This is a genomic window from Bradyrhizobium sp. i1.15.2 (assembly GCF_040548425.1).
In the GTDB taxonomy this organism is placed as follows: domain Bacteria; phylum Pseudomonadota; class Alphaproteobacteria; order Rhizobiales; family Xanthobacteraceae; genus Bradyrhizobium; species Bradyrhizobium canariense.
In genome coordinates this window covers 89,367-114,799 of record NZ_JBEPRQ010000020.1, presented here as the reverse complement: position 1 = coordinate 114,799, position 25,433 = coordinate 89,367, and the positions used below count along the sequence as shown (strand labels likewise).

22 protein-coding genes are annotated in these 25,433 nt (G+C 64.4%); 14 read left to right on the top strand and 8 right to left on the bottom strand.

Annotation, left to right across the window (positions count from 1 at the left end; all coding sequences use genetic code 11):
• Window positions 1-4 precede the first annotated feature (4 nt).
• Complete coding sequence (locus ABIB80_RS28385; protein WP_007590629.1) at window positions 5-973, top strand: tripartite tricarboxylate transporter substrate binding protein BugD; 969 nt, start codon at window positions 5-7, stop codon at window positions 971-973.
• Between the two features lie 32 nt (window positions 974-1,005).
• Here ABIB80_RS28385 and ABIB80_RS28380 read toward each other — a convergent pair whose 3' ends face one another.
• From ABIB80_RS28380 to ABIB80_RS28370, 3 genes are all read right to left on the bottom strand, one after another.
• Window positions 1,006-1,392, bottom strand: coding sequence for a response regulator transcription factor (locus ABIB80_RS28380; protein WP_007590630.1), 387 nt, complete (start codon window positions 1,390-1,392; stop codon window positions 1,006-1,008).
• Window positions 1,393-1,477: 85 nt separating this feature from the next.
• On the bottom strand, window positions 1,478-2,149 hold the full coding sequence (locus ABIB80_RS28375; protein WP_007590631.1) for a response regulator transcription factor: 672 nt from the start codon (window positions 2,147-2,149) through the stop codon (window positions 1,478-1,480).
• Window positions 2,146-4,581 carry a PAS domain-containing sensor histidine kinase gene (locus ABIB80_RS28370; protein ID WP_007590633.1) on the bottom strand — a complete coding sequence of 812 codons (2,436 nt, stop codon included), beginning with the start codon at window positions 4,579-4,581 and terminating at the stop codon, window positions 2,146-2,148. Before ABIB80_RS28370 ends, ABIB80_RS28375 begins: the two co-directional genes overlap by 4 nt.
• Window positions 4,582-5,310: 729 nt before the next feature.
• On the opposite strand from ABIB80_RS28370, the gene ABIB80_RS28365 reads away from it, so the two are divergent.
• The gene (locus ABIB80_RS28365) at window positions 5,311-5,499 is read left to right on the top strand and encodes a hypothetical protein (RefSeq protein ID WP_007590634.1); all 189 of its coding nucleotides are present in this window, start codon (window positions 5,311-5,313) and stop codon (window positions 5,497-5,499) included.
• A 448-nt stretch (window positions 5,500-5,947) separates the two neighbouring features.
• Here the strand turns inward: ABIB80_RS28365 and ABIB80_RS28360 are convergent, their stop codons facing one another.
• Window positions 5,948-8,137 (bottom strand): lytic transglycosylase domain-containing protein, encoded by a 2,190-nt coding sequence (locus tag ABIB80_RS28360; protein ID WP_007590636.1) that lies wholly within the window; start codon window positions 8,135-8,137, stop codon window positions 5,948-5,950.
• Between the two features lie 323 nt (window positions 8,138-8,460).
• Between ABIB80_RS28360 and ABIB80_RS28355 the strand changes: the two genes are divergently transcribed.
• The 5 genes from ABIB80_RS28355 (at window position 8,461) to ABIB80_RS28335 (ending at window position 11,935) form a co-directional block, all read left to right on the top strand.
• Window positions 8,461-10,197 (top strand): adenylate/guanylate cyclase domain-containing protein, encoded by a 1,737-nt coding sequence (locus ABIB80_RS28355; protein ID WP_007590637.1) that lies wholly within the window; start codon window positions 8,461-8,463, stop codon window positions 10,195-10,197.
• A gap of 104 nt (window positions 10,198-10,301) precedes the next feature.
• The gene (locus ABIB80_RS28350) at window positions 10,302-10,478 is read left to right on the top strand and encodes a hypothetical protein (protein WP_007590638.1); all 177 of its coding nucleotides are present in this window, start codon (window positions 10,302-10,304) and stop codon (window positions 10,476-10,478) included.
• Between the two features lie 148 nt (window positions 10,479-10,626).
• Window positions 10,627-10,839: a hypothetical protein gene (locus ABIB80_RS28345; protein WP_007590639.1), complete on the top strand. Its 213-nt coding sequence runs from the start codon at window positions 10,627-10,629 to the stop codon at window positions 10,837-10,839.
• 134 nt (window positions 10,840-10,973) lie between these two features.
• Entirely contained in the window at window positions 10,974-11,231 is a 258-nt protein-coding gene (locus ABIB80_RS28340; protein ID WP_007590640.1) for a hypothetical protein, read from the top strand.
• Window positions 11,232-11,356: 125 nt separating this feature from the next.
• Window positions 11,357-11,935, top strand: a complete 579-nt coding sequence (locus ABIB80_RS28335; protein ID WP_007590641.1) for a hypothetical protein — start codon at window positions 11,357-11,359, stop codon at window positions 11,933-11,935.
• A 25-nt stretch (window positions 11,936-11,960) separates the two neighbouring features.
• On the opposite strand, the gene ABIB80_RS28330 is transcribed toward ABIB80_RS28335, so the two are convergent.
• Both ABIB80_RS28330 and ABIB80_RS28325 read right to left on the bottom strand, forming a co-directional pair.
• The gene (locus ABIB80_RS28330) at window positions 11,961-12,176 is read right to left on the bottom strand and encodes a hypothetical protein (protein WP_007590642.1); all 216 of its coding nucleotides are present in this window, start codon (window positions 12,174-12,176) and stop codon (window positions 11,961-11,963) included.
• A complete protein-coding gene (locus ABIB80_RS28325) occupies window positions 12,176-12,628 on the bottom strand; it encodes a hypothetical protein (protein ID WP_007590643.1) in 453 nt (150 codons plus the stop codon). Before ABIB80_RS28325 ends, ABIB80_RS28330 begins: the two co-directional genes overlap by 1 nt.
• 84 nt (window positions 12,629-12,712) lie before the next feature.
• Here ABIB80_RS28325 and ABIB80_RS28320 point away from each other — a divergent pair, with 84 nt between their 5' ends.
• The 3 genes from ABIB80_RS28320 (at window position 12,713) to ABIB80_RS28310 (ending at window position 16,954) form a co-directional block, all read left to right on the top strand.
• Complete coding sequence (locus tag ABIB80_RS28320) at window positions 12,713-13,111, top strand: MerR family transcriptional regulator (RefSeq protein WP_007590644.1); 399 nt, start codon at window positions 12,713-12,715, stop codon at window positions 13,109-13,111.
• A 1,310-nt stretch (window positions 13,112-14,421) separates the two neighbouring features.
• The gene (gene ilvD, locus ABIB80_RS28315) at window positions 14,422-16,146 is read left to right on the top strand and encodes a dihydroxy-acid dehydratase (protein WP_354128851.1); all 1,725 of its coding nucleotides are present in this window, start codon (window positions 14,422-14,424) and stop codon (window positions 16,144-16,146) included.
• Window positions 16,133-16,954 (top strand): tetratricopeptide repeat protein, encoded by an 822-nt coding sequence (locus ABIB80_RS28310; protein WP_007590646.1) that lies wholly within the window; start codon window positions 16,133-16,135, stop codon window positions 16,952-16,954. Before ilvD ends, ABIB80_RS28310 begins: the two co-directional genes overlap by 14 nt.
• 15 nt (window positions 16,955-16,969) lie before the next feature.
• Here the strand turns inward: ABIB80_RS28310 and xth are convergent, their stop codons facing one another.
• Window positions 16,970-17,767 carry an exodeoxyribonuclease III gene (gene xth / locus ABIB80_RS28305; RefSeq protein ID WP_007590647.1) on the bottom strand — a complete coding sequence of 266 codons (798 nt, stop codon included), beginning with the start codon at window positions 17,765-17,767 and terminating at the stop codon, window positions 16,970-16,972.
• A gap of 134 nt (window positions 17,768-17,901) precedes the next feature.
• Between xth and ABIB80_RS28300 the strand changes: the two genes are divergently transcribed.
• The gene (locus ABIB80_RS28300) at window positions 17,902-20,232 is read left to right on the top strand and encodes a hybrid sensor histidine kinase/response regulator (protein WP_035992616.1); all 2,331 of its coding nucleotides are present in this window, start codon (window positions 17,902-17,904) and stop codon (window positions 20,230-20,232) included.
• A 6-nt stretch (window positions 20,233-20,238) separates the two neighbouring features.
• Here ABIB80_RS28300 and erpA read toward each other — a convergent pair whose 3' ends face one another.
• On the bottom strand, window positions 20,239-20,568 hold the full coding sequence (gene erpA / locus ABIB80_RS28295) for an iron-sulfur cluster insertion protein ErpA (protein WP_007610737.1): 330 nt from the start codon (window positions 20,566-20,568) through the stop codon (window positions 20,239-20,241).
• A 146-nt stretch (window positions 20,569-20,714) separates the two neighbouring features.
• Here erpA and ABIB80_RS28290 point away from each other — a divergent pair, with 146 nt between their 5' ends.
• The 3 genes from ABIB80_RS28290 to ABIB80_RS28280 all read left to right on the top strand — a co-directional run bounded on the left by ABIB80_RS28290 (window position 20,715) and on the right by ABIB80_RS28280 (window position 25,425).
• Window positions 20,715-21,911 carry a deoxyguanosinetriphosphate triphosphohydrolase gene (locus ABIB80_RS28290; protein WP_246649028.1) on the top strand — a complete coding sequence of 399 codons (1,197 nt, stop codon included), beginning with the start codon at window positions 20,715-20,717 and terminating at the stop codon, window positions 21,909-21,911.
• A gap of 9 nt (window positions 21,912-21,920) precedes the next feature.
• The gene (gene argS, locus ABIB80_RS28285; RefSeq protein ID WP_007590651.1) at window positions 21,921-23,711 is read left to right on the top strand and encodes an arginine--tRNA ligase; all 1,791 of its coding nucleotides are present in this window, start codon (window positions 21,921-21,923) and stop codon (window positions 23,709-23,711) included.
• A 139-nt stretch (window positions 23,712-23,850) separates the two neighbouring features.
• Window positions 23,851-25,425, top strand: a complete 1,575-nt coding sequence (locus ABIB80_RS28280) for an SPOR domain-containing protein (RefSeq protein WP_007590652.1) — start codon at window positions 23,851-23,853, stop codon at window positions 25,423-25,425.
• Window positions 25,426-25,433 lie beyond the last annotated feature (8 nt).

Below are 25,433 nucleotides of genomic sequence, written 5' to 3'. Positions count from 1 at the left end.
CACAATGAAGGCCGCCTGGGCTGCGCTGATTGCTATTCTCGCTCTTGCAGGGGTCGCGCGCGCCGACGATTATCCTTCCCGTCCTATCACCATCATCGTGCCCTTCGCCGCCGGCGGTCCGTCAGATGCGATGGCACGAGTGCTTGCCGAGCGGATGCGGACGGCGCTCGGCCAGCCGCTGGTGATCGAGAACGTCACTGGCGCGGGCGGCTCGATCGGCGTCGGCCGTGCCGTGCATTCGGCCCCCGACGGCTACACGATCTCGTTCGGCCATCTCGGCACCCACGTTGCCAACGGCGCCGTCTACAAGCTCAATTACGACCTGGTCGCGGACCTCGAGCCGGTGGTGCTGCTGCCGAGCAATCCGATGATCGTCGTCAGCAAGAACGCGGTGCCCGCGACCTCGCTGAAGGAGCTGCTGGACTGGCTGAAGTCGCGGCCTTCGCCGCCGACCGCCGGCACCGCCGGCGCGGGCTCGGGCAGCCACATCGCCGGGGTCTATTTCGAGAGCGTCAGCGGCATCAAGCTGCAATACGTGCCGTATCGCGGCACCGCGCCCGCCCTGAACGATCTCATCGCTGGCCAGATCGACGTCATCGTCGACCAGACCTCGAACTCCATCAACCAGGTCCGCGCCGGCACCATCCGCGCCTATGCCGTCACCGATGACAAACGCCTCGCGTCGGCGCCCGACGTCCCGACGGCGGAGGAGGCGGGCCTGAAGGGTTTCAACATGACGCTCTGGTCCGGCATGTGGGTGCCCAAGGGCACGCCGAAGGCGATCGTCACCAAACTCAATGCCGCAGCCGTGGAAGCGCTGAACGATCCCGGCGTGAAGAAGCAGCTCGAAAGCCAGGGGTTGGAGATGACACCGCAGGATCAGCTCACGCCCGAAGCCCTCGGCGCGCGCCAGAAGGCGGAGATCGCGAAGTGGTGGCCGATCATCAAGGCGGCGAACATCAAGGTGGAGTGAGCGCCGTGTCGCCAGGGCTCGGCGCCGGCGTATCACGTCTCGGTTTGATCGGGGCCGGGCAGGGCCATCCGCAGACATTCAAGCAGAGCGGGCGTGGAGAACGGCTTCGCGAGAAAGCAGATAGCGCCCGCTTTCAGCGCGCGGTCGCGCACGGCATCGTCGGGAAAAGCCGTCATGAAGATGAAGGGCGTGTGGTGGCCGAGGCTGCGCATGTGCGTCAAGAGCTCAAGGCCGCCCATCAACGACATCTGCACATCCGCGATCACGCAGGACGTCGTCTTCAGTTCGGCCGATTGAAGAAATTCGTCAGCGGAGCGAAAGATGTTGACCGTGTATCCCCGCGACGTCAGCAGATTATTGGTCGCAAGGCGGACTGATCGATCATCGTCAATGACGGAAATGGCCAAGGGGATTGACAAGATGATCGCTCCTGATCGGGGAGCCGCCGATCACGGTGCCGCGCTTGGCGAAAGTGAGCCCTTGGAGCGAGCTTGAAAAGCATACTTAGGTTTGCACCTTTCCGCCCGGGCGTGAGATTCCGAGCGCCTCCACCATTCTGACGAGATCGGCCAACGACTTGGCGCCCATTTTCCGCATGATCTGCCCACGATAGATCTTGACGGTAATCTCGGCCAATCCAAGCTCGGCCGCGACCTGCTTGTTCATCAGGCCGGATGCCACCAGAGTGAGGATGTCGCGCTGGCGCGCGCTCAAACCCTCGAAGCGGGACCGCACTCCCGCGACCGACTCCTCGGCATTGCGTCGCTTGCGATCCCGTTCGATCGCGGCCCGAACCGCATCCAGCATGTCCTGGTCGCGCACCGGCTTGGTCAGAAAATCGATGGCGCCGCTTTTCATGGCCCTGACGGTCATCGGAATATCACCATGACCGGTGATGAAGATAATGGGCGTGTGAATGTTCGCCTTCGCGAGGTCCGACTGCAGGTCAAAGCCGCTTGAGCCCGGCAGGCGGATGTCGAGCACAAGGCAGCTGGGGACCGCCGGTGGCTTGGCTTCCATGATCTCCGCCGCGGAGCCGAAAGCCTGGACCTTGAGGCCGACGGATTGAAAGAGGTTGGTGAGCGCACGGCGCATCGATGGATCGTCGTCGACGATCAAGACGATCGGATCGTCGGAGCTCGTCTGCACCGTCGCCGCCTTGGGAATGTCGGTCACGACGTGTCCTCGATCGGCAAGGGCAGGGCAATCTGGAATGTTGCTCCGCTTCCGTCATTGGGGAAGGCCGAGAGCCGGCCCGCATGAGCCTCGATGATCGATCGGCAGATCGACAGTCCCATCCCCAGGCCGCTCGGCTTTGTCGTGAAGAAAGGTGTGAAGATGCGCTCCGTCGCGCCGTTGCCGAGGCCGACCCCGCTGTCTGTCACGATCAGGAGCATGCGGCCTTCGCCGTGCTCGCTCACCTGGCTGGAGCGGATCGCAAGCTCGCGCGGGCGTTCCACATTGGCGTGCATGGCTTCAATCCCGTTCATGACCAGGTTGATCAGCACCTGCTGCAGTTGGATCCGGTCGCCGCAGACTCTGGGCAGAGCGGACGCCAGCTCCATTCGCACCGACACGGCATGGGTGGCAAGCTCGCGGCGGACGAGCGCCACCGTCTCCCTGACGAGCTGGTTCATGTCGACCGGAGCCATCTCGATCTCGGTCTTCTTCGCAAGCGCTCTGATCCGGCGGATCACCTCGCTGGCGCGATTGGCGTCCTCGACGATCCATTCCACGGAACGGCGCGCGGCATTCAGGTCGGCCGGTTCGCGGTCGAGCCATCCGATGCAGGCATCCGCATTGGAGATCACGGCGGCCAAAGGCTGATTGATCTCATGGGCGATCGAGGCCGTGAGTTCGCCGAGCATCGTGACACGCGTGACGTGAGCAAGCTCGGCTTGCGCCTTGCGCAGTGCTTCTTCGGCCTGCTCGGCGCGGATCGCCGCCGTCACGTCGCTGCTGACGCCACGATAGCCGAGAAAGTTGCCGTTCGCGTCGTGCAAGGGCTTGCCGCTGGTGCGCACGTAGATCGGAGATCCGTTGCGATCCTTGCTTCGGTAGACCAGGTCGCGAAACGGAAGGTGGGCATCGAGTGTCGCGCGATGCCGCTCCCACTTCTCGGGCTCGAGCTCGGCATCGGGCGGAATGTCCCAACGGGCGAGGCCGATCACGCCCGTGGGCACGGGACCGGCCGTGTCGGCATGTTCCGAAATCCGTGTGATACGGTGGTCCGGCCCGCTCTCCCAAAACCAGTCCGAGGCGGTTTCGGCATAGTCGCGAAATCGCTGCTCGGACAGCTTGAGCTCGTCAAAGGCGTTTTGCAGCGCTTGTCTTGCGGCAAACTGCTCGGTGACATCGACGTGGGTGCCGATGATCTCCGTCACATCGCCGTCCCCGCCGACGACGGGATGCCCCTCCGTATGGACGTGTCGTACCGAACCGTCCGGACGCACAATCCGAAAATCAACTTCGAAAGGCTGCTTTTGCCGGATTGCCTGACGTTCCACATCGACGATCCGCTTAAAGTCTTCGGCGAGGATCCGTTGTTGGAAGGCCTGCGCCGACAGATCAATCTGGTCCGGGTTAAATCCGAACAGGCGATAGAGTTCGGCCGATCGGTAAGCGAATTCCTGACGGCGCACGTCCCAGGCCCAGCTGCTCGTATGGCTGAGGCGCTGGGCTTCGGTTAGATAGGCTTCGCTGCGACGCAGTCGCTGTTCGGTTTCCTTTGCCGTAGTGACGTCAGTGACCGCTCCGACAAACTCGATGTGGCCGGATCCATGTCTCACCGCGCGTGCCACGGAATGGAGATATTTGATGGATCCATCGGGCATCAGCAGACGATATTCATGGTCGAAATCGCCGACGTCACGGAAGGCCCGATCAAGGGTCTTGCTGACCGCATTGCGATCTTCCGGATGGATGCGCTGGAAAACAAAATCGAGCGTCGGTTTGACCTGCGGGTCACGTTGGAAGATGCGAAAGGTCTCCCTGGACCAGACGGCCTCGCGGGTTGCCAGGCTCAGGCCGAAGCTGCCGGTGCGGCTCAACTCCTGCGCTTGGGCAAGGTAGGCCTCGCTCTGGCGCAGCGCATCCTCCGCCTCCTTGCGCTGGGTGATGTTTTCGCAGGCGACCAGCACGATCGGCGTGCCGTCGCCGCGCCGCATGGCCTTGGCGTTCTCACGGACCCAGAGAACCGAGCCGTCCTTCCGGATCTTGCGAATCTCCCAGGTGTGCGACTGGTCCACGGTTTCCAGGCACAGCCCGACACAGCGACGAACGAAATCGCGGTCCTCTTCGAAAAAGACGTTCAGCACAGATTGGCCGGTCAGTTCGGCCACGCTGTAGCCCAGTTGCGCGGCGCCAAATGTATTCACGTTGAGCACCGTTCCGGCCGGATCGACCATGAAATACATGACCGGATTGTGCTCGAACACTTGTCGCCATTGCTTCACGGCGTCGCGCAGGTCGGCATTGTCCTGCCGCCGGCCCTCTCCAGCCGCAGGTCCGTCTTTCGCTGCATTGCCGAGAGATCGAAGCGCCGCAAGGCCGCCGAGCAGGAATTGCGCGGCCGAATTCCCTAATTTTGCGATCTGGCCAGGCATCATCGCAGGCGTCCCGGCCCGCTTGGGGGCAGGGCGAGTAGAGCACTTTGCGACAGGAGGGGCAATTCCCTCCGACCAAAGCAGGATTCCGAGTCGAGAATTCGCGGGCTCCGTGCAGCTTGCCGCCGTTGCGCCGTCTCGTTGCGGGTAGACGAAACTCCGGAAAATTACCGGACAAACCTATGTATAGGTCGCGCAACCCTAGTCATACGCTGCATTTACCTCCGTACAATTGAGCGGCCCGTCGCATGCGGACTAGTCTCACCGGCAATCCAGTGAAGTCGATCGCGAAGCACGAACCGTCGAGTAGCGCGGCGTCGTGCGCTCAAGAGGCGAGCTTCGCCTCCGCCGGCGTCCGACTTGCCGATGATCTGGCTGGTCACGATTGAGAAGCCGCATTTCGTTGACGAACGTGATGATTGTGCATCAGCGCCCGTGGGGATCCTCGACCGTCAGAGGCGCCCATCAGAGGCCAGGAGGAGAGATCATGTGCGATAAGCCCGAACACTCCGAGCGCCCTTCCGCGGCAAAAAGCTGCGCCGTCTGCAGCGGGAAGTTCGGCCTGATCCGGTATTATTCCTGGCGAGCGCCGCTTTGCTCCCGGAAATGTCTCGATCGCTTCAGGGCGCGCCGCGAACGCGATCGCCGATGGCTGTTTCGGTCTCAGGCGGCGTAAGCACCAGTCACCGGATCCGTCGACACGGTCTACTGCTTTGCGCTCGGAGGTGCCACATGAGGTTCATATTGGTGAACGGCAGGACCCCTTTCCGCAAAACGTTCTGCCTGTGGTGCTGCGAGGAGATCAGCGGCGGCTATCTGCGCGATGCGAAGACGCTGCTGCCCTACTGCGGCTACGAGTGTTACGCGCTTCATGGCGAAGCTGCGCCGCTGATCGAGGGACGCACACGAGCGGCGTCTTGAGCGGATAGGAGAGCGAAACGGGCGGTGGATTTGCCGTCCGGGTGAGAGGGCATCGCTATGAGATTCATGCTCGTCAATCAGGAAGGGCCTCGCCACGGCGGTACCTGCAGCGCGTGCGCGCAACCGTTGGGCGCGAGTTACGTCCGCCATGTGCCCGCTGAGCGGCGGTACTGCGACTATGATTGCTACCGTCGATATCAGCAGACGACGGTGGAAATGCTCTGGCCTTACCGCAGTTCGCTCGAAGCGATCACGGTGTCGAGCTGGAACTGGATACTGCAGACGGGTGCGCTCTCGCGCTCGCTGACGGAAGCATTTCTGCGCGCGTACGAACCCTCTGACCACGGAAGGAGGTGACGGCTCGCCGAACGATGCGGACCCGCGCAGAGAGGTCGGTCGCAGTCACCGCATCCAGCTTCACGCCGCGTCCAGCCCCGGCGTCGCGAAGCTAGGGCGCGGCGGCTGCGGCCGATGCCGTCGGCATCGCGCCCACGTTCGGCGTCGTAACGCGCTGCTCGGACTTCGCCGCGACGACGCTGCTGGCCTCAAACCTCGCACGATAGACCAGCACGTTCTCGATCACGCGCTGGACGTAGTTGCGCGTCTCCGACAGCGGGATGCGCTCGACCCAGTCGACCGGATCGACCTTGGGATCCCTGGGGTCGCCGCGCGCCTGCACCCATTCGCGCACGCGGCCCCGGCCGGCATTATAGCCGGCGAAGGTCATGATCTGATTGCCGCGGTATTCCGACATCAGCGCGCTGAGCTCGGCCGCGCCCATCTGCGTGTTGTAGACGGGATCGGAGACCATCTTGTCCCAGTCATAGGTCAGGCCGAAGCGCTTTGCGGTGTCGCGGCCCGCTTCCGGCGTCACCTGCATCAACCCGACTGCGTTGGCGGCCGATTTGTCGCGCTGGTCGAACGAGCTTTCGGTGCGCGCCACCGAATAGATCACGCTGGGGTCGATCGCGGGCGCGACCTGCTTATGTTCAGGGATGCCGATGGTCGGGAAGGCGTAGTGATCGAGTGCGAGCCCGCGCGCCAGCGCCGACTTGCCGACCTCCAGCATCACGCGCGCATCGTTGCGCCGGCCGGCGAGCTCGCCGAGGGCTTCGAGCGCCGCCACGTCGGTGCTCTCCTTGGCGAAATCCTCGGCGTAGTAAAACACCATGTCGCGCTCACCGACGCCGTAGAGCATGTCGGCGGCGCGCACGCGCTCGTCCGCGGGCGGCGTGTCGACTGCTGCCAGCACGGGCGAGGGCCCGCGCAGTTCGATGCGGTCGAGGCCGAGCCTGGCGCGGGCGAGCTGGCCGTAATAGGCGGTCGGATAGCGCGCCGCCGCCTGATAGCTCAGGCGCGCATCGGCGGTTGCGTTCATCGCCTCCGCCGCGCGACCGCGCCAATAATGCGCGCGCGACAGCGCGATCGGGTTGGCCGAGCCTTCGTCGATCGCGGCGAAATGCGTCATCGCCGCCTTGGGATCATCGAGATAGCGCAGCGCGATCCAGCCGCACATGAAGTGATAGTCGACGCGATAGACTTCCATCGCGGGCACGGCCGCCGAGCGCACCACGTCGTAGGCGGTTTTGAACTTGCCCTGGTCGAGCAGCTTTCGCGCGAGCAGGCGGCGCTCGCGCCACCAGGCGTCGGTGTCTTGCGCCGCCATCGTATCGGGCGCGGCGGCTAGGATCACCTCGGCCGCGTCGTCGATGCGGTCATTCTGGAGATGCCATTGCGCGCGGCACAGCACATAGCCGAGGTCGCGGCGCGCCTCGGCCGAGACGTCCTCGAGGTAATCCTTGGCCTTGCTGGCCTTGCCGGTGACGGCGGCGCAGGCCTTGACGATCGCGAGCGCATCCTCGCCGAGCCGCTTGGCTGCGCGCCGCGCACCTGCGTAGTCCTTGGCGCCGAGGCGCTTGTCCATGCGGGCACGATGATCCTCAGTGGTCAGGAGATCGCGAAACGCTTCGTAGGAATCTTCCTCGCTGCGTTCGGACAATTCGTCCGTGCGCCAGGCATCGCGCACCAGACGCTCGGCCCGGTCGCTGTCGCCCTCGGTCATCAGCACGCGGGCGAGTGCGAACTTGCCCTTGGCGCTGGTCGGCCGGTCCATCGTGAATTTGTGCACGGTCGCCGCGTCGGCCTTCTCCTGCCACAGCCGCGCCTCGGCGCGGCGGCGGAGCAGCGCGCTGCTCGGCCAGTCCGGATTGGCGGCGAGGAAGGCGGCGTAGCGCTTGAAATTGGCCGTGCTTTCGGAATGGCGCAGCATGAACCAGTCGGCGAGCTTCTGCCCCGCCGGGTCAGCAATGCGGTCGCGCGCCGCGCTCGCGTCCTCGGTCTTGCCCTTCCGCGCGAGATCGATGGCATCCTTCAGCGCGGCGAGATCGCCAGTCAGTGGCGGGGCTGCCGGATTGTCCGAGGGCGCGTCGTCCTGCTTCTTCGAGTTGCGTTTGGCCTCGGCACGTTTGCCGTGCCGCGCCTTGCTGGCGGAGGCGTGGCGCTGCTTGCCGGCTTTCGCCTCATGCGTCTTCTTCGGCGCGGACGATTTCTGACTGCTCTTCGCTGCCAGCTCGGTAGGGATGAAGGCCAAAGCGGCCACGGCAACGACGCACGCAAGCGAGCGTAGGCACTGGTTCATTCCGTGGTCCCCCTGCGAAACCAGTACAAACCAAAGTCCGCGACGAGATGCGGTTCGAGAATCAAAACGGCGTCAAAAACGGTGACACGACATCGTTTCGCATCCTCAAGCTGTTCCAACAATGCGGCGAAATACGGATGGAGCGAGGGAACTTGTGCAACGGCGGGTCGAGCGGGTTTCTTAACCTTCATTAACGAACAAGGCTCGCGCGACGGTTGCGGCGGTTCAGGACGCCACAAGCGGCCAAATTGCGAGTATTCCCGGCGGCAAATCCGTTGTATTGGTTCCAAGGCCTTTCCCCTTCAGCCCATTGTCCCGCGCCCATGCCGATTTTCAACCAGTCGATCCGGCGCAAGATCGTCGGGATTGCGCTCGGCCTCATCATCCTGATGGTCGTCACCGCGATCCTGTCGATGGTGATGTCGAGCCGCGTCGGCCATCTTCTGGATGAGCTGACCGCCCGGTATATTCCGGCTTACGGCCACCTGGCGCGGTCCAATGTGCGTTCGTTGGAGCGGGCGCTGGCGATGCGGCGCATGGTGATCGCCAAAATGCAAACGCCGCCGGACGAGGAGGGCTTTGCGGCGCGGCTGAAGATCTTCAGGGAAACGGACGCCCAGGTCGAGCAGGAGGCCGAAGCCGCGCGAAAGCTGATCAACGCGATCATCAACGATGAGAGCACACCGTCGGACAACGCGGCACTCGCCCGCATCGAGACGCGCATCGAGAATGCAGTCAAGGAGCTTCGCCGCGAACTCGACGAGGAGGACGCCAAGCTGCTCCGGCTGCTCGATGACAAGGACTTTGCGGGCGCGCCCGACGTGCTCGTCCATGTGGACGCGCTACGCGACCTCTTCACCCAGCGGATCGACGCGATCCGAGCCGACATGCTCTCGCAGGTGTTCGTGAGCACCGCCCAGGTCATCCGCCATCAGCGCCAGGCGATCATCGTCTCGGGCATCGTGACCATCCTCGCGGCGATCGTCGGACTTGCCTTTGCGATCATGGTCTCCACCGGGATCACGCGACCGGTCCGGCTGCTGCTGGCCGGCACCCGCGAGGTCGAGGCAGGCCATTTCGACAAGACTATCAGCGTCTCGACCCAGGACGAGATCGGAGAGCTCGCTGCCGCCTTCAACCGCATGGTCGAGCAGTTGCGCCAGAACGAGCGCATCCGCGAGACTTTCGGCCGCTATATCGATCCCAAGGTGGTTCAGGGCCTGATCGACCGGCCCGAGGTCGCCATCGAGGGCCAGCGCCGGGTCATGACCATCATGTTCTGCGATATGAGCGGCTTCACCTCGATGAGCGAGGGCATGACCCCGCGCGGTCTCGTCAGGGTGATGAACCACTATTTCACCGTCATGTCCGGTCCGATCAGGAGCAACCGCGGCATCATCGACAAATACATCGGCGATGCCATCATGTCCTATTGGGGGCCGCCCTTCATCGAGGAGGAGGAGCAGGCTCAGCTTGCCTGCTTCGCCGCGCTCGACATGGCCGACCAGGTGCCCGCGCTCCAGAAGCAGCTCCCGGATCTCCTCGGCATCCGCGCCATGCCGGTGCCATGCGATCTGCGCATCGGCATCGCCACCGGCGAGGTTTTGACCGGCAGCATCGGCTCCGAGCTGATGATGAGCTTCACCGTGATGGGCGATGCCGTGAACCTCGCCTCGCGCTTGGAAGCCGTCAACAAGACCTTTGGCACCCGTATCCTGATCTCGCAGGCGACGGCGGACGCGATCGGCTCACAGCTCGAATTGCGCGAGGTCGATCGTCTTGCGGTCGCCGGCCAAAGCGTGCCGCAAACGATTTTCGAGGTGATGGGCCGGGCAGGCGCGCTGACTGCCGCGCATGAGAGTCTGCGTTCGCACTACGCCGAAGGCCTCGCGGCCTATCGCGCCCGCCGCTTCGACGAGGCCCGTACCGCCTTCAACGCGGCACTTGAAGCCGTCCCCGGCGACGGCCCGTCGCGGGCAATGCTTGCCCGTATTGCGCGGTTCGAGGCCAATCCGCCGGACGAGGGCTGGGACGGCGCGTGGCGGTTGGAGCAGAAATAGCCGGCCGCGCGGAAAAATTGATTCTACTCGATAACGATGTTCGCTGTGACCTATTTCCCGGGCTTAGGTTTGATGTCCTTGAGGCGTTTGACGGGGACACGCCGATGACAGAACTTGAGAACAGGCTCGAACGGTTCGAGACGCTCACCGCCGAATGCGAGCTGATCGCCAGGCTGGCCACCGACAGCACCAAGCGCGAGTTTTATCTGAAGCTATCGGAGCAGTACCGCCAATTGGCCGTGGACATGCGGCAGGCCATCGCGAGCAAGGCTGCGGCCTGACGCCGGCAATCCGTTCTTAACACTTGGCGCGCATCCTCAATGCAGAAGCGGGGACGCCTGCGGCGATTTCCGCTGTGGAAATGCCGAGGCTCGCTGCGATGCAGCGCGCCTCGCGAGATTGTTTTGTCGTGCCTCACAGGGCGATCCCATGCGCCTCCTCGCGGTCATCATGTTTGGACTCATGACGGCAGCCTGCAACCAGGAGCAGGACATCACCGGCTCGACCCCAGTCTGCGCGATGCGGAACTACAGCTCCTTCAATCCCCGCGACATGACCCAATGCGTTGCCGCCTGCAAGGCGTGCGACCACGGCAACACGGTCACCTGCACCACGTCGTGCACGCTCAAGGGCGCCCATTGAGCCGCTCCGCCTCCTGGTTCGGGGCCGACGGTGTCTTGACGGTTCCTTGACGGTGTCCTTGGCGGTGTCTCGGCACCGGAACGATTCACATGGATTAATCATTGAAGGGATGGCAGGACGCGGAGTCCTTTGGAATGGGTATGCTCGATCCCGGTCGGTTCCTGGTGTCATGCTCTCACTGCGCAGCCTGGCCGATGGCCGCCAATGTAAAACGTTCGAGCTGGTCGGCTTCGCCGAACGAGGTCCGCTTCGTGTGCCCGCGTTGCCGCCGCGAGGAGACCGCGATCATCTCCGCCTCCGGCGAGTTGACGCCGATCCGGCGCGTCGACGTCCCGCCGCGCGACGTCACCGCGGCCTGGGCTCAAGCCCAGCGCGCAAGAGGGCGAGCGTAGCCGGCCCGTTCTAGGACAAGAGGGCGCGTTACCATCTCTCACGACCTCCGATGGGGCAGTTGGAACTGTCGCGGGAGGCGATCCAACCAATGCAATGTGCTAGGATCGCCGGCAGGAGTTCATCCATGCCCCGTCAGATCCTGCCCTCTCACGGCGACCGTTTCCGTCTGTACCCGGTTGCGCCGCGGCTTGCGCCGCTGTTCGGCTTCGCGCTGCTGACGGTGTCATGCGCGCTGGCAAGCTTTGCATTCGCCTGCGCCACGCCATTTGCCGCTTTCGCGGTTATCGCCGCCGCGATGCTGCCGCTGCGTCCGGCGCTGCTCGTCGTCACCGGCGCCTGGCTGGTCAACCAGACCATCGGTTTCGGCGTGCTGCACTATCCGATCGACATCAGCACCATCGCCTGGGGCTTCGTCATCGGCGCGGCTGCGCTGCTATCGACCGCAGCCGCATCGACGGTCCTCCGTAGGCTGCCACGAGGCCGCACGCCGCTGATGCTGGCGATTGCGTTCGCTGCCGCCTACGCGGTCTACGAGTTCGCGCTGCTTGTCGCGACGCCGGTCCTCGGCGGCGAGGGCGCCTTCACCGCCGCCATCGTTGCGCGCATCGGGCTGACCAGCGCCGTCTGGCTCGCCGGCCTCGTTGCCGCCTGTGAGATCGTCCGCCTGGTCGATCCGTTCGGCCGTGCGATGCGGAACGCGTAGGCGCCTCCAAGGCTTTAAGTTCCGGTCATGGCGATGACCGGACCCAGCGCCGTAAGGCGACCGCTGTCCAGACCGTCTCGACAAGCCCAAACGGCCAGGTCCCCTGGAGAAAGCCATAGACCGCGCTGAGCGCGCAGGCTGCCGCGAAGGCCAGCACAAAATGCGGTCCGCGCGGCTCGAGCGCGTAGAACAACAGCATCGCACTGACCGACAGCAGTCCGAAGATCGTGATTGCGTCCATCAGCCGGCCGGATGCTTCGGCTTCTTGGCGAGACCGAGGGCCTGGAAGACAGCGGGCCCCATCACTGGCCACAGCGCGGCTGTCGCGGTCAGAACGGTCGCGGCGCACATTGCAGCCAGCACGGACGATCGGATTTTCAAGCCGCGCGTCCGCGATCGCCAGACGATCCAGCCCCAGGCGCAGATCACGACGGCGATGGACAGTATCGTCATCAGCCCGTGCGCATGGTCGAACACGGCGATCAGGCTGCCTGCACTGGCGAGCACGACAGCGGGCAGGGTAAAGGGAAGCACACAGCACGCCGTGCAGGCTACAGCGACAACCGCGGCCGCGACCGCCGTGCCGGCGGCCTTGCCGCCTCCTGGTTCGGTCCCTGGTTCGAGCTTGGCCGCGCAGCCGCATCCTGGCGACGTCTCGGACGGAAGGTTGCAGGACGGTCCTATAACGCTCATGTGATTCTCCTCATGCTTGTGCGCCACGGACCGGATCGCTACGCCCTCAAGCCACTTGAGGTTCAAGCGAAAAGTGAGAGCTCCATGAGAATTGGCGTCCTCGCCAAGGCGGCCGGCGTTTCGGTTCCCACCATCCGCTATTACGAGAGCATCGGTCTTCTGACGCCGCCAGCGCGCCAGGGCGGCCAGCGCGTCTACGGCGGAGAGGCTTTCAAGGCACTCAGTCTCATCCGGCACTGCCGCGAACTGGACTTCTCCATCGACGAGACGCGCGACATCCTCGCATCGGGTCAGCGGCGCTTGCCCTGCAGCGATACGAAGACATTTGCGGAGAAGCATCTCGGATCGATCAGGAAGAAAATTGCGGAGCTGCGGGCACTGGAAGCGACCGTGGCCGCGCTGGTCAGCAGTTGCGAGACGACGTGCTGCGGCAGCGCCGCGCCGGATTGCGTGATCCTGCAGCCCGGATGCGGGGCCGCGTGATCCCGGGTCGCCTTGATCTGACTTTCACGATGCAGTCGCCGTGACCCGTCGGGCAAAACACCCGACCATTTCTTGACATGCTCGTGTCAAGACGGTGTGTCTAAAATATTCTACTTTACCGAAATTCGGAAACGGCGTATGTGTCGGTCATCCCGGCTCATCCTTGAGGGGCGATCTCGTTGTCGTCTTGATTGCGAGCCGGGCTTGCGGTGGACGCGGCAGCGTCGGCATGAGAGGTGCGGGCAGGGCGGGTACTCCCTGTGAGCCCGTGGCCACGTGCGGACGAGCGGCGCTGTGAAGTTCGTCTCGTCGGTATTTCGATGGCTACGTGCACGAGGCCGTCGAACCCTGCGGCGAAATGGCGAATGCGCGTACGGCAAAACCGTGTGGTCCTGGCCGTCGTTGCTACGGTCAAGCTGTCGCGGAGGTGTGTGCGAGCCCAACCGGGCAGACAGCATCATCCAATTCGCGAGGCGAGGGAGGCCAGAAGGAAAGTTCGGCTCCCGGGAGAGCACGGCATAAGCCGTCCAACCATCGCGCAGGGAAGGCCGAGTGATTGGCACCACCTGTATGCTGCTGTGCGGTTTTTCTGCGTGTGCTTTTCGCGCAGCGGACCGCGGGTGCCAGCTGGCACCCGGCCTTCCCTGCGCCCTCTTGGATAAGAGGGTGGAGTGAACAAGCAAAGCTCGGGCGAAATCAGCCGCGAGGACGAAAAGGCATGTCTGCAAGTAAAAATGCGAGCTGGAAGAGTGCCGCTGCCGCCTCATACGCCGTCATTGCGAGCGCAGCGAAGCAATCCAGAGTCTTACCGCGGAGGGATTCTGGATTGCTTCGCTTCGCTCGCAATGACGCTTTGAGAGAGTGTGCGCCACGCTCGACCCTTGAGTCTCCGATGCGCAGCGCAGAGGCCTTTGCAGCGCGTAGGGGCACGCGCGGGGGATGATGAAGGCGCCGACTCACCTTGGCTGCGCCTCGTCGTCGCGTCTTAGTTGCGGTGCGGGCATCTACTGGCCTGAAGTTGTGGATTGTCCTCCCGCCGGGGGTATCGCAGTAAGCTCAATCGTGTCCTCCAAGCCACGATTGTGCCGTCCGCGCAACACCCGTCACGGATTTAACCATCATCTCTGTCCGTTCGCATCAACGCCGCTTTTTGGCCACACCCGAACATGAATAAAATCACTCGAATGTTTTAGCGGCAGCGGTGGTCCTGGAAGGCGACGGAAATCCCCAAGGTCGATTCAAAAGGTCGATTCAAATCTTGGCACTGATTTTTCGGGTCTGAAAGGGTTCGCCGGGGAAACTGGTTTGCGATGGACGCGAAGAGCAACATCAAGCAGAGGCTGCCGAGCCGTCACGTGACGGAAGGCCCTGCGCGCGCGCCCCATCGGTCCTACCTCTACGCCATGGGTCTGACCACCGACCAGATCCACCAGCCCTTCGTCGGCGTCGCCTCGTGCTGGAACGAGGCCGCGCCCTGCAACATCTCCCTGATGCGCCAGGCGCAGGCGGTGAAGAAGGGCGTCGCAGCCGCCGGCGGCACGCCGCGGGAATTCTGCACCATCACCGTGACCGACGGCATCGCCATGGGCCATGACGGCATGCGCTCCTCGCTGCCGTCGCGCGAATGCATCGCCGATTCCGTCGAGCTGACGATCCGCGGTCACGCCTATGACGCCGTCGTTGGCCTGGCCGGCTGCGACAAGTCGCTGCCGGGCATGATGATGGCGATGGTCCGCCTCAACGTGCCCTCGATCTTCATCTATGGCGGCTCGATCCTGCCCGGCAATTTCCGGGGCCAGCAGGTGACCGTGCAAGACATGTTCGAAGCCGTCGGCAAGCACTCGGTCGGCGCAATGTCCGACGAGGACCTCGACGAGATCGAGCGCGTGGCGTGCCCCTCGGCGGGTGCCTGCGGCGCGCAGTTCACCGCCAACACGATGGCGACCGTCTCCGAGGCGATCGGGCTGGCGCTGCCGTACTCGGCTGGTGCTCCGGCACCCTATGAAATTCGCGACGCCTTCTGCATGACGGCGGGCGAGCAGGTCATGGAGCTGATCGCGCAAAACATCCGGCCGCGCGACATCGTTACCCTCAAGGCGCTGGAGAATGCCGCCGCCGTGGTCGCCGCGTCCGGCGGCTCGACCAATGCTGCACTGCACCTGCCGGCAATCGCGCACGAGTGCGGCATCAAGTTCGACCTGTTCGACGTCGCCGAAATCTTCAAAAAGACACCGTACGTCGCGGATTTGAAGCCGGGCGGCCGTTATGTCGCCAAAGACATGTTTGAAGTAGGTGGCATACCGCTTCTGATGAAGACGCTGCTCGACAACGGATTTCTCCACGGTGACTGCATGACCGTCACCGGTCGAACGATCGCCGAAAACCTCAAAAGCGTGAAGTGGAATCCGCACCAGGACGTGGTGCACCCGGCAGACAAACCCATCACCGTCACCGGCGGTGTGGTCGGTCTGAAGGGCAATCTGGCGCCAGAAGGTGCGATCGTGAAAGTCGCGGGAATGTCCAACCTCAGGTTCACCGGTCCGGCCAGGTGCTTCGACCGTGAGGAGGATGCTTTCGAGGCCGTCCAGAACCGCACTTACCGCGAAGGCGAAGTCATCGTGATCCGCTACGAGGGGCCCAAGGGCGGTCCCGGCATGCGGGAAATGCTCCAGACCACCGCGGCGCTGACCGGCCAGGGCATGGGCGGCAAGATCGCGCTCATCACCGACGGCCGCTTCTCCGGCGCCACCCGCGGCTTCTGCATCGGCCATGTCGGGCCGGAAGCCGCCATCGGCGGCCCCATCGGGCTGCTCGAGGACGGCGATATCATCGAGATCGACGCGGTCGCCGGTACCCTTAACGTAAAATTGAGCGACCAGGAGCTTGCCCAGCGCAAGACCAAATGGACCGCTCGCGCGACTAACCACACGACGGGCGCGCTCTGGAAATATGCTCAGCAGGTTGGACCAGCGGTCGGTGGGGCAGTGACCCATCCGGGCGGCGCGCACGAGAAACAGTGCTATGCGGACATCTAGGCGTACCATCGTTGCGTTTGTGTTGGGGGCTACTGCGCTGGCCGCGCCGGCGCTCGCCTTTGACGGCGCACCCGTCAGCCAGAAGGATGCGACCATCCCGGTGGTCACGACCTTGCCGGGCGCAGCAGGCAAGGTGCGCAATGTACCGCCAGTCGTGCCGCAGGAAACCTCGCTCAGCGCCCTGCAATATGCCGCGGAAGGGGGCCACCCCATCGCGCAGTGGAAGCTCGGCCGCATGTATGCCAATGGCGACGGCGTCGCCCAGGACGATGTTCGTGCGTTCGAGTATTTCACCCGGATCGCCAACGCGCACGCCGAGGACAGCCCGTCCGCGCCCCAGGCGCAGATCGTCGCCAACGCCTTTGTGGCGCTCGGCCGCTATTATCTCAGTGGCATCCCGAATTCGAAGGTCAAGCCGGACCAGGAGCGGGCGCGGGAGATGTTCTCCTATGCCGCGTCCTATTTCGGCAACGCGGATGCGCAATACGATCTCGCCCGCCTGTACCTGAAGACACCAGACGCTTCGCGCGAGGATTTCCGCTACGGCGCGCGCTGGCTTGGGCTCGCCGCGCAGAAGGGCCAGCACGAGGCCCAGGCGCTGCTCGGCCAGATGCTGTTCAACGGCGACCGCCTGCCGCGGCAGGCCGCGCGCGGCCTGATGTGGCTGACGCTGGCGCGCGACAGCGCAGGTAGCGACGAGACCTGGATCAAGGAAAACTACAACCGCGCCTTCGCAAAGGCCTCCGACGACGATCGCGCCATGTGCCTGCAGATGCTGGAGCAATGGGTCCAGGGTCGCCGGGAGTGATGGGTTGAGGCGGCCTCACGCCGCCTCGAGGTCGAGATCCGCCCACACCGGCACATGGTCCGACGGCTTCTCCCAGCTGCGCACATAACTGTCGATGCCGACATTGCCGAGCCGGTCGCTGGCCTGTGGCGACAGCAGCAGATGGTCGATCCGCAGGCCGTGGTTCTTCTGCCAAGCGCCGGCCTGGTAGTCCCAGAAGGTGTAGAGCCCGGGCTCGTCGGTGACGGCCCGAAGCGCATCGGTCAGGCCGAGGCCGAGCAGGGACTGAAAACTCTCCCGCGTCTCGGCCTTGAACAGGGCGTCCTCGGTCCAGGCGGCGGGATTATGGACGTCGCGGGCATGCGGGATGACGTTGAAGTCGCCTGCGAGGATCAGCGGCTCCTCGGTCTTGAGGCGCTCCTTCGAATACTCAAGAAGCCGCGACATCCATTTGAGCTTGTAGGGATATTTCTCGGTGCCGACCGGATTGCCGTTGGGCAGATAGAGGCAGGCGATGCGCAGCACGCCGCTCTTGAGCGTCACCACGCCTTCGAGGAAGCGGGCATGCGCATCCTCGTCGTCGCCGGCCAGCCCCGACTTGGTCTCGTCGAACCGGAGCTTCGAGAGCAGGGCGACACCGTTGAACGTCTTCTGCCCATGGGTGACCACGTTGTAGCCGAGCGCCTCGATCTCCAGCCGCGGGAAGGCCTCGTCGACGCATTTGATCTCCTGGAGGCAGACGATGTCCGGCTGGCACTCCTTCAGCCAGGTCAGCAACAGGTCGATCCGCTGCCGGACCGAGTTCACGTTCCAGGTGGCTATTCTGATGGGCATTTCGACGGGCTCCGGGCAGGGGCCATGGTTAGAACAAAATGCAAACGCGCCCGTCAAGGACGCTGCGAAATCTCCCACAAAATTAACCCGGCTTAAGTCGGGCCTGGGTCATTGATCGTGAAAAGGTTTTTCGAATGGGACGGCCGGACAAATCCATGAAGCGAACCGAGCCCCGCGACGGGTTGATCGGCGCGTTCCTGTACTGGCTCGGCGGCTACGAGATCGAGGACGGCCTGACCGCCGGTCTCAGCGAGCGCGAGCTGAGCCGCATCCGCGCCAAGCAGATCGACGCGGTGATACGCCTGATCCCGGTGACGATGGCCGTCACCATGCTCAACGTCGCAGTCGTGCTGGTCCTGTTCTGGGGCCGTGGCTGGAACGACTTTCTCGCGATCTGGGGCATGACCCTCGCGACCGCCGCCTCGCTCGCGGTGCGCGCGTGGCGGCGCTCCCACCGGAGCCCGCCGCAGGAAGCCTCGCCCCGCGCCGCGCGGCAGATGTTGCGGCAGGCGTTTTTCCTCGCCGCAATCTGGGGCACGCTGCCGATCGCGCTGTTCAGCCGCATCGAGCCGACCAGCCAGCTCGTCCTGGCCTGCCTGATGGTCGGCACGATGTCCGGCGGCGCCTTCATGCTCTCGACCTTCCCGCGCGCGGGCCTTGTCTATCTCGCGACGACGACGATTGCCTGCGCCGCGGCGTTGCTGTTGTGCGGCACCGGGCCTTACCTCCTGACCGCGGTGTTTCTGCTGCTGTTCGCGTTCTTCATGGCGCGCAACATCGTCTCGCAAGGCAATCTGTTCCTCGGCAATCTCAAGGCCCGGCTCGAGCTCGAGCGCCAGACCGAGATCATTTCGCTATTGCTGAAGGATTTTCAGGAGAACGCCAGCGACTGGCTATGGCAGACCGACGCCGAAGGGCATCTGGTCGACGTGCCCGAGCGCTTCGCCGCCGTCGCACAGCTGCCACTGCCGTTGCTGAAGGGCTCGCATTTCGCCGACGTGCTCGACATGCTGTGCCCCGAAGACAAGAGCGCGGCCTACAACGTCGTCGGCCTGATGGAGCACGCCGAACCGCTGCACGAAATGAACCTCAAGGTCGTCGCCGGCGGCGAGGCGCGGCTGTGGTCGCTCACTGCGAAGCCGGCCTACGACCGCGACGGTCAATTCCTCGGCTATCGCGGCTTCGGCCGCGACGTGACCGAGCGCTGGCGCGCCGAAAAGGCCGAGGCCGAGAGCCGTGCCAAATCGGATTTCCTCGCGGTGATGAGCCACGAGATCCGCACGCCGATGAACGGCGTGCTCGGGCTTGCCAGCGTGCTGCTGGAGACAAAACTCGATCCGGAGCAGCGCGAGGCTGTCACCACGATCCGCGAGTCCGGCGACAATCTCCAGCGCATCCTCAACGACATCCTGGACCTGTCCAAGCTCGAGGCCGGACGCTTCGCGTTCGAGGTGATCGACTTCGCGCCGCAGGCGATGGTCGAAGCCGTGGCGACCATCGTGCGCGCGAGCGCCAAGAGCAAGGGGCTCGCCGTCAAGGTCGAGCTCGATCCCAACCTGCCGCCGACGCTGCGCGGCGATGTCGCGCGTATCCGCCAGGTCCTGCTCAATCTCGCATCCAACGCGGTGAAGTTCACTGACGGAGGCGAAGTCACGATCGCAGCTGTCTGTCAGGCCCGCCGCGATCTGCTCGCCACCGTCGAATGGAGCGTGACCGACAGCGGTATCGGCATCGCCCCCGAGAAGCTCGGCGAGCTCTTCTCCGACTTCGCCCAGGCCGACGCCTCGATCAGCCGCCGCTTCGGCGGCACCGGGCTGGGCCTAGCGATCTCGCGGCGCATTATCGAGCAGATGGGCGGCACCATCGGCGTCACCTCGACGCCGGGCGAAGGCTCGACCTTCCGCTTCACGCTGGTACTGCCGTGGAGTCAGGTGCAAACGTCCGATCACGACGCAGGCCGCGAGGAAGCCGACGATCTCAAGGCGCGCATCGCGGGCCTCGACCGACCGCTGAAGGTGTTGGTCGCCGAGGACGACGCCGTCAACCGCATGGTCGTGAGCAAGATGCTCGGTGCCTTCGACGTCGAGTTGCGCGTCGTGACCGACGGTGTCGAGGCCGTCGCGGCCGTGTCCGAAGACGATTACGATATCGTGCTGATGGACGTGCGCATGCCCGAGATGGACGGGCTTGCCGCGACCCGTGCGATCCGCGCCGAGGGCGGATGCTTCGCGGCCTTGCCGATCATCGCGCTGACCGCCAATGCCTTCCCCGAGGACGTCAAGATCTGCCGCGAGGCGGGGATGTCCGACTTCCTCGCCAAACCGCTGCGCAAGCCTGCGCTGGTGGCGGCTCTGCTGCGCGCGCTCGATGGACATGTGATGGCGGAAGACGCACCACTTCAGCCGGAGCTCACGCCTGTCGACGTGGAGTGGACGGACGAGGAAAGGCAGATGACTGGCGCCTAAAGCCTGTCAGATCGAGAAGCTGGTCCCGCAGCCACAGGACGCCGTGGCGTTGGGATTGTTGACCCGGAACGAGGCGCCGATCAGATCGTCGACGAAATCGACCTGCGAGCCCGCCAGGAACGGCTGCGAGGCGGAATCGACCAGCACCACAGCATTGTCCTGCTCGATCACGAGATCGTCGTCGGTGCGGGCACGGTCAATGTCGAACTTGTACTGGAAGCCGGAGCAGCCGCCGCCCTCGACCGAGATCCGCAGCATCGCGCCAGACCCTTCGCCCTTGAGGATCTCCCCAATCCGGCGTGCGGCCTTGTCACTGATGGTCACGTCAGTCGTCATCGCTCGTCTCCGATAGCCCCGCGGTCACACCAAGGTCGCCCGAAGGTCGGTTGCCCAATTCAGTTGGTATCCCGCGTCCGGCATAGTTAAGTGCCACCATACGCAGAATCAAATGGATAGGGACTAAATTCGCCGTGTCCGTCGGAATGGCTGCCCCCCACGCGCCCTATGCCTGCGATCCCGATCGCAGCCGCGGCCGGCTGGTCGCGGAACCGCCGAGCCGGACCCGCAGCCCGTTCCGGCGGGATTGCGACCGGGTGATCCATTCCACCGCGTTCCGCCGACTGAAGTACAAGACCCAGGTGTTCGTGTTCCACGAGGGCGACCATTACCGGACCCGGCTGACCCATTCGCTGGAGGTGGCGCAGATTGCCCGGGCGCTGGCGCGGCAGCTCGGGCTGGACGAGGACCTAACGGAAACCTTGGCGCTCGCCCACGACCTCGGCCATCCGCCGTTCGGGCACGCCGGCGAGCGGGCACTGGACGCCTGCCTGACGGATTTCGGCGGCTTCGACCACAACGCCCAGACGCTCCGCGTCGTCGCGGCGCTGGAACACCGCTACCCCGAATTCGACGGGCTCAACCTGACCTGGGAAGCGCTGGAAGGCATCGTCAAGCACAATGGCCCGCTGACCGATCGCAGCGGTGCGCCGGTCGGGCGTTATCGCGAGCACGGCATTCCTGTCGGCATCGCCGACTACATCAAGACCTACGATCTCGAGTTGTGGAGTTTCGCCTCGCTGGAGGCACAGGTCGCCGCGATCGCCGACGACATCGCCTATGATGCCCACGATATCGACGACGGCCTGCGCGCCGGCCTGTTTCATCTCGACGACCTCAAGGTCATGCCGCTGACCGCGGAGATCATCGCCGAGACGTCTGCGCATTACCCCGATCTCGAAGACGTCAGGCGCGGCGCCGAGCTGGTGCGCGAGCTGATCTCGCACCTGATCGGTGCCGTGTTCGCCGAGGCGCAGACAAACCTTGCCGCCGTGAAACCGCAATCCGCCCAGGACGTGCGCCAGCAGAGCCGGGCACTGATCGCGTTCCCCGCCGCGGTCGCCGAGGAGGAGGCCGCCATCAAGCGCTTTCTCTATCAGCACATGTACCGCCACAAGCGGGTCATGCGGGTGATGAGCGAGGCGGAACAGATCCTGTTCGACCTGTTCGCGAAATACCTCACATCGCCCGGCGAACTGCCGCCGGAATGGCTGGTCGGGGCGGAGGCGGACAATGAGGGCGACCGGGCTCGACGGATCGGGAATTTCATTGCCGGAATGACCGACCGTTTCGCCCTGACCGAGCACCAGCGGCTCTTTGACTCGACCCCGGATTTGCGTTAGGCGGCGCCCATGCCCGACACATCCTCAGCACTGCACCTGTTCGCCGACGTGCTCGCACGCGTGCACGCGGTCTGCCGCGCGCTTGCGGCGGACGCCAACTGGCCCGAGGGCATCGATTTCTCGCGCGTGGTGGTCGAGCCGCCGCGCGATACCTCCCATGGCGACATGGCGACCAACGCGGCCATGGTGCTTGCGAAAGAGGCAAAGGCAAAGCCACGGGATCTCGCCGAGCAGATCGCCGAACGGCTGCGCGCGGATGCGCTGATCGCCAAGGTCGACGTCGCCGGTCCCGGCTTCATCAATTTGACGCTGAAGCCGGCCGCATGGGCGGAGGCGCTACGGACCGTGCTGCGCGAGAGCGCCGATTACGGCCGCGTCCGCGGCGGCTCCAAGGTCAACGTTGAATATGTCTCGGCCAACCCGACCGGACCGATGCATGTCGGCCATTGCCGCGGCGCCGTGTTCGGCGACGCGCTGGCGAGCCTGCTCGAGTTCGCAGGCCGTGACGTCACGCGCGAATATTACATCAACGACGCCGGTGCGCAGGTCGACGTGCTCGCACGTTCCGCGTTCCTCAGGTATCGCGAGGCGCTCGGCGAGGACATCGGCGCGATTCCGGAAGGCCTTTATCCCGGCGACTATCTGAAGCCGGTCGGGCAGGCGCTGGCCAACGAACACGGCGACAAGCTCCTCGCCATGAGCGAGGGCGCGTGGCTGCCGACGGTACGCGCCAAGGCCATCGCGATGATGATGGACGAGATCAAGGGAGATCTCGGCGCGCTCAACATCCGCCACGACGTGTTCTTCTCGGAGCGCTCGCTGCAGGACGCCGGCAACAACAAGGTCGCCGAGACCATCGACTTCCTCAAGGCCAAGGGCGACGTCTACCAGGGCCGTCTGCCGCCGCCAAAAGGGGCCCCGGCCGAGGATTGGGAAGATCGCGAGCAGTTGCTGTTCAAGGCGACTGCTTATGGCGACGACGTCGATCGCCCGCTGATCAAGTCGGACAATTCCTATACCTACTTCGCCGCCGATATCGCCTACCACAAGAACAAGTTCGACCGTGGTTTTGCGGAAATGATCGACGTCTGGGGCGCCGACCATGGTGGCTACATCAAGCGCATGCAGGCGGCGGTGAAGGCGACGACCTCCGGCAAGGGGGCGCTCGACGTCAAGATCGTCCAGCTCGTGAAGTTGCTGCGCAACGGCGAGCCGGTGAAAATGTCCAAGCGGAGCGGGGACTTCGTCACCTTGCGTGAGGTGGTAGATGAAGTCGGCCAGGACGCCGTCCGCTTCATGATGCTCTACCGCAAGAACGACGCGGTGCTCGACTTCGACCTTGCCAAGGTCATGGAACAGTCGCGCGACAACCCCGTGTTCTATGTCCAGTACGGCCACGCCCGCGGCCATTCGATCTTCCGCAACGCCCGGGCCGAGGTGTTCCCGGAACTCCCCGAGGAAACCGAAAAGCGCATCGCCTGGCTCGGTGAGTCGGCGGTGGAACGGCTGTCAGACCCGGCTGAGCTCGACCTTCTTAAGCGGCTCGCAATTTTTCCGCGCATGCTGGAAGCGGCGGCAAGCGCCCACGAGCCGCACCGAATTGCTTTCTATCTCTATGACTTAGCGAGCGAATTTCACGCACTTTGGACGAAGGGGCGCGATTTGCCCTATTTACGCTTCATTATCAATAATGATGCAGATCTAACGAAGGCGCGGCTGGCCATGGTCCAGGGCGTCGTCTCTGTCCTGGCATCGGGCCTCGCCATCCTCGGCGTCCATGCTCCGGACGAGATGCGGTAGTTTGGGGCGAACTACTTAAGGGATTTCGGGGGTAACCGGCAGAAGCCGGATCGCTTAGACTTGGTTGAAAGCCTTGTGGGTCGAAAGCCGTGCCTTGGCCGAGGGGCGCGCGGCTTTCCCGAAGGGACGCATCATCACGATGGCCGAACGATATCAGGACAGACCGTTTCCTTCCGATGACTATGGTCGCGGTGGCGATCAGCATGGGAGCGGCGATCCCTTGGCCGAACTCGCCCGCCTGATCGGGCAGACCGATCCGTTTGCGGCGCAAGGGCGGCCGGGTGCGCACCCGCCGGCAGCGCCCGCGCCTGCCCAGAGCTATCAGGACGACGACTATCGCCAGGACGATGACCCGCAGGACTATGCCGAGCAGGCTCCTCCGCCGCCGCCCGGACCGCCCTCATGGATGCGGCGCGCCAATGTGCAGCCGCAGACGGCGCCAGCTGAGCCTGCCTATCCCGCTTCCGTAAACCCGGTTCATCCACTGCATCGTTATTCAGCCCAGCCGACTGCGCCCGAGCCCGAACCTGATTTTCGTCAGCCGCAGGCCTATCCGGATCAGGGCTATCAAGCTCCTGCTTATCAAGCTCCTGCCTATCAGGATCAGGCCTACCAGCAGCACGATCAGGCTTATCAGGAACAAGCCTATCAGCAGCAGCCCGATCCGGCGCGCTACGACGATGCGCTCTACGGACGGCTGGAGGCGGGCGAACAAGACTACCAGCGCGATGCCGCCTATCCCGACGATCCTTACGCATTCCAGAGCGACTATCCCGAGGCCGATCTCGACGAGCCCAAGAAGCAGCGCGGCGGCATGATGACGGTCGCGGCGATCCTGGCGCTTGCCGTGGTCGGGACCGGCGCTGCGTTCGCCTACAAGACCTATGTGGGCTCGCCCCGCAGCGGCGAGCCGCCCATCATCAAGGCCGACAACACGCCGACCAAAATCGTGCCGGCGCCGTCGGACTCCTCGGCCAAGGTGCCGGACCGCATGGTCACCGGTGATGGCGCTGAGAAGATCGTGCCGCGCGAGGAGGCGCCTGTCGACGTCAACGCCAAGGCGGGAGGTCCCCGCGTGGTGTTCCCGCCGCTGAACCAGAACGCGAACCCGCCGCCGGTGGCGAGCGTGTCGCCGTCCAGCATTCCGCTATCGAGTGCGGGCCCGAATCCGAGTAACGGCACGCTGCCGAACAATTCGCCGCGCGCGATCAGGACCGTGGCCGTGAAGGGCGATCAGACCGACGCCACCGCGTCGCAAGCCGCCGCCGTCGCGAAGCCGGCAGCTCCACTGAAGCCCGTTGCGGCACCCGCTGCACCACGCACGCCGCCGACCTCGGCCAATGCCAGTGCCAATCAGCCGCTCTCGCTGGCGCCGCAATCGGCGCCGGCTGCGGAGCCGCCGCAGCGGATGGCTGCGACCAATCCGACGCAAATTGCGCCCGCGAGCAGCGGTGGCGGTGGCTACGTCGTGCAGGTCTCCTCGCAGCAGACCGAGGATAGCGCCCACGCCTCCTACCGGGTGCTTCAGAGCAAGTACGGCAGCGTGCTGGGCTCCCGCGCTCCGGTGGTCAAGCGGGTCGACCTGACCGACAAGGGCAAGGGAATCGTCTACCGCGCCTTCGCTGGACCCTACGGATCGCTCGAAGAGGCGAACCAGGCCTGCAACAGTTTGAAATCCGCGGGCCTGTCTGCCTGCTTCGTCCAGAGGAATTAACGGCCGTT

Excerpts from the sequence above, each read along its gene's own strand:
- ABIB80_RS28360 (WP_007590636.1), bottom strand. The coding sequence starts at position 8,137 with ATGAACCAGTGCCTACGCTCGCTTGCGTGCGTCGTTGCCGTGGCCGCT.
- ABIB80_RS28365 (WP_007590634.1), top strand. The coding sequence starts at position 5,311 with ATGAGGTTCATATTGGTGAACGGCAGGACCCCTTTCCGCAAAACGTTC.
- ABIB80_RS28350 (WP_007590638.1), top strand. The coding sequence starts at position 10,302 with ATGACAGAACTTGAGAACAGGCTCGAACGGTTCGAGACGCTCACCGCC.
- ABIB80_RS28370 (WP_007590633.1), bottom strand. The coding sequence starts at position 4,581 with ATGATGCCTGGCCAGATCGCAAAATTAGGGAATTCGGCCGCGCAATTC.
- ABIB80_RS28310 (WP_007590646.1), top strand. The coding sequence starts at position 16,133 with ATGCGGACATCTAGGCGTACCATCGTTGCGTTTGTGTTGGGGGCTACT.
- ABIB80_RS28345 (WP_007590639.1), top strand. The coding sequence starts at position 10,627 with ATGCGCCTCCTCGCGGTCATCATGTTTGGACTCATGACGGCAGCCTGC.
- ABIB80_RS28340 (WP_007590640.1), top strand. The coding sequence starts at position 10,974 with ATGGGTATGCTCGATCCCGGTCGGTTCCTGGTGTCATGCTCTCACTGC.
- ABIB80_RS28335 (WP_007590641.1), top strand. The coding sequence starts at position 11,357 with ATGCCCCGTCAGATCCTGCCCTCTCACGGCGACCGTTTCCGTCTGTAC.
- ABIB80_RS28280 (WP_007590652.1), top strand. The coding sequence starts at position 23,851 with ATGGCCGAACGATATCAGGACAGACCGTTTCCTTCCGATGACTATGGT.
- ABIB80_RS28385 (WP_007590629.1), top strand. The coding sequence starts at position 5 with ATGAAGGCCGCCTGGGCTGCGCTGATTGCTATTCTCGCTCTTGCAGGG.
- xth (WP_007590647.1), bottom strand. The coding sequence starts at position 17,767 with ATGCCCATCAGAATAGCCACCTGGAACGTGAACTCGGTCCGGCAGCGG.
- ABIB80_RS28290 (WP_246649028.1), top strand. The coding sequence starts at position 20,715 with ATGGCTGCCCCCCACGCGCCCTATGCCTGCGATCCCGATCGCAGCCGC.
- ABIB80_RS28300 (WP_035992616.1), top strand. The coding sequence starts at position 17,902 with ATGGGACGGCCGGACAAATCCATGAAGCGAACCGAGCCCCGCGACGGG.
- ABIB80_RS28330 (WP_007590642.1), bottom strand. The coding sequence starts at position 12,176 with ATGGACGCAATCACGATCTTCGGACTGCTGTCGGTCAGTGCGATGCTG.
- ABIB80_RS28320 (WP_007590644.1), top strand. The coding sequence starts at position 12,713 with ATGAGAATTGGCGTCCTCGCCAAGGCGGCCGGCGTTTCGGTTCCCACC.
- ABIB80_RS28325 (WP_007590643.1), bottom strand. The coding sequence starts at position 12,628 with ATGAGCGTTATAGGACCGTCCTGCAACCTTCCGTCCGAGACGTCGCCA.
- ilvD (WP_354128851.1), top strand. The coding sequence starts at position 14,422 with ATGGACGCGAAGAGCAACATCAAGCAGAGGCTGCCGAGCCGTCACGTG.
- erpA (WP_007610737.1), bottom strand. The coding sequence starts at position 20,568 with ATGACGACTGACGTGACCATCAGTGACAAGGCCGCACGCCGGATTGGG.
- ABIB80_RS28355 (WP_007590637.1), top strand. The coding sequence starts at position 8,461 with ATGCCGATTTTCAACCAGTCGATCCGGCGCAAGATCGTCGGGATTGCG.
- argS (WP_007590651.1), top strand. The coding sequence starts at position 21,921 with ATGCCCGACACATCCTCAGCACTGCACCTGTTCGCCGACGTGCTCGCA.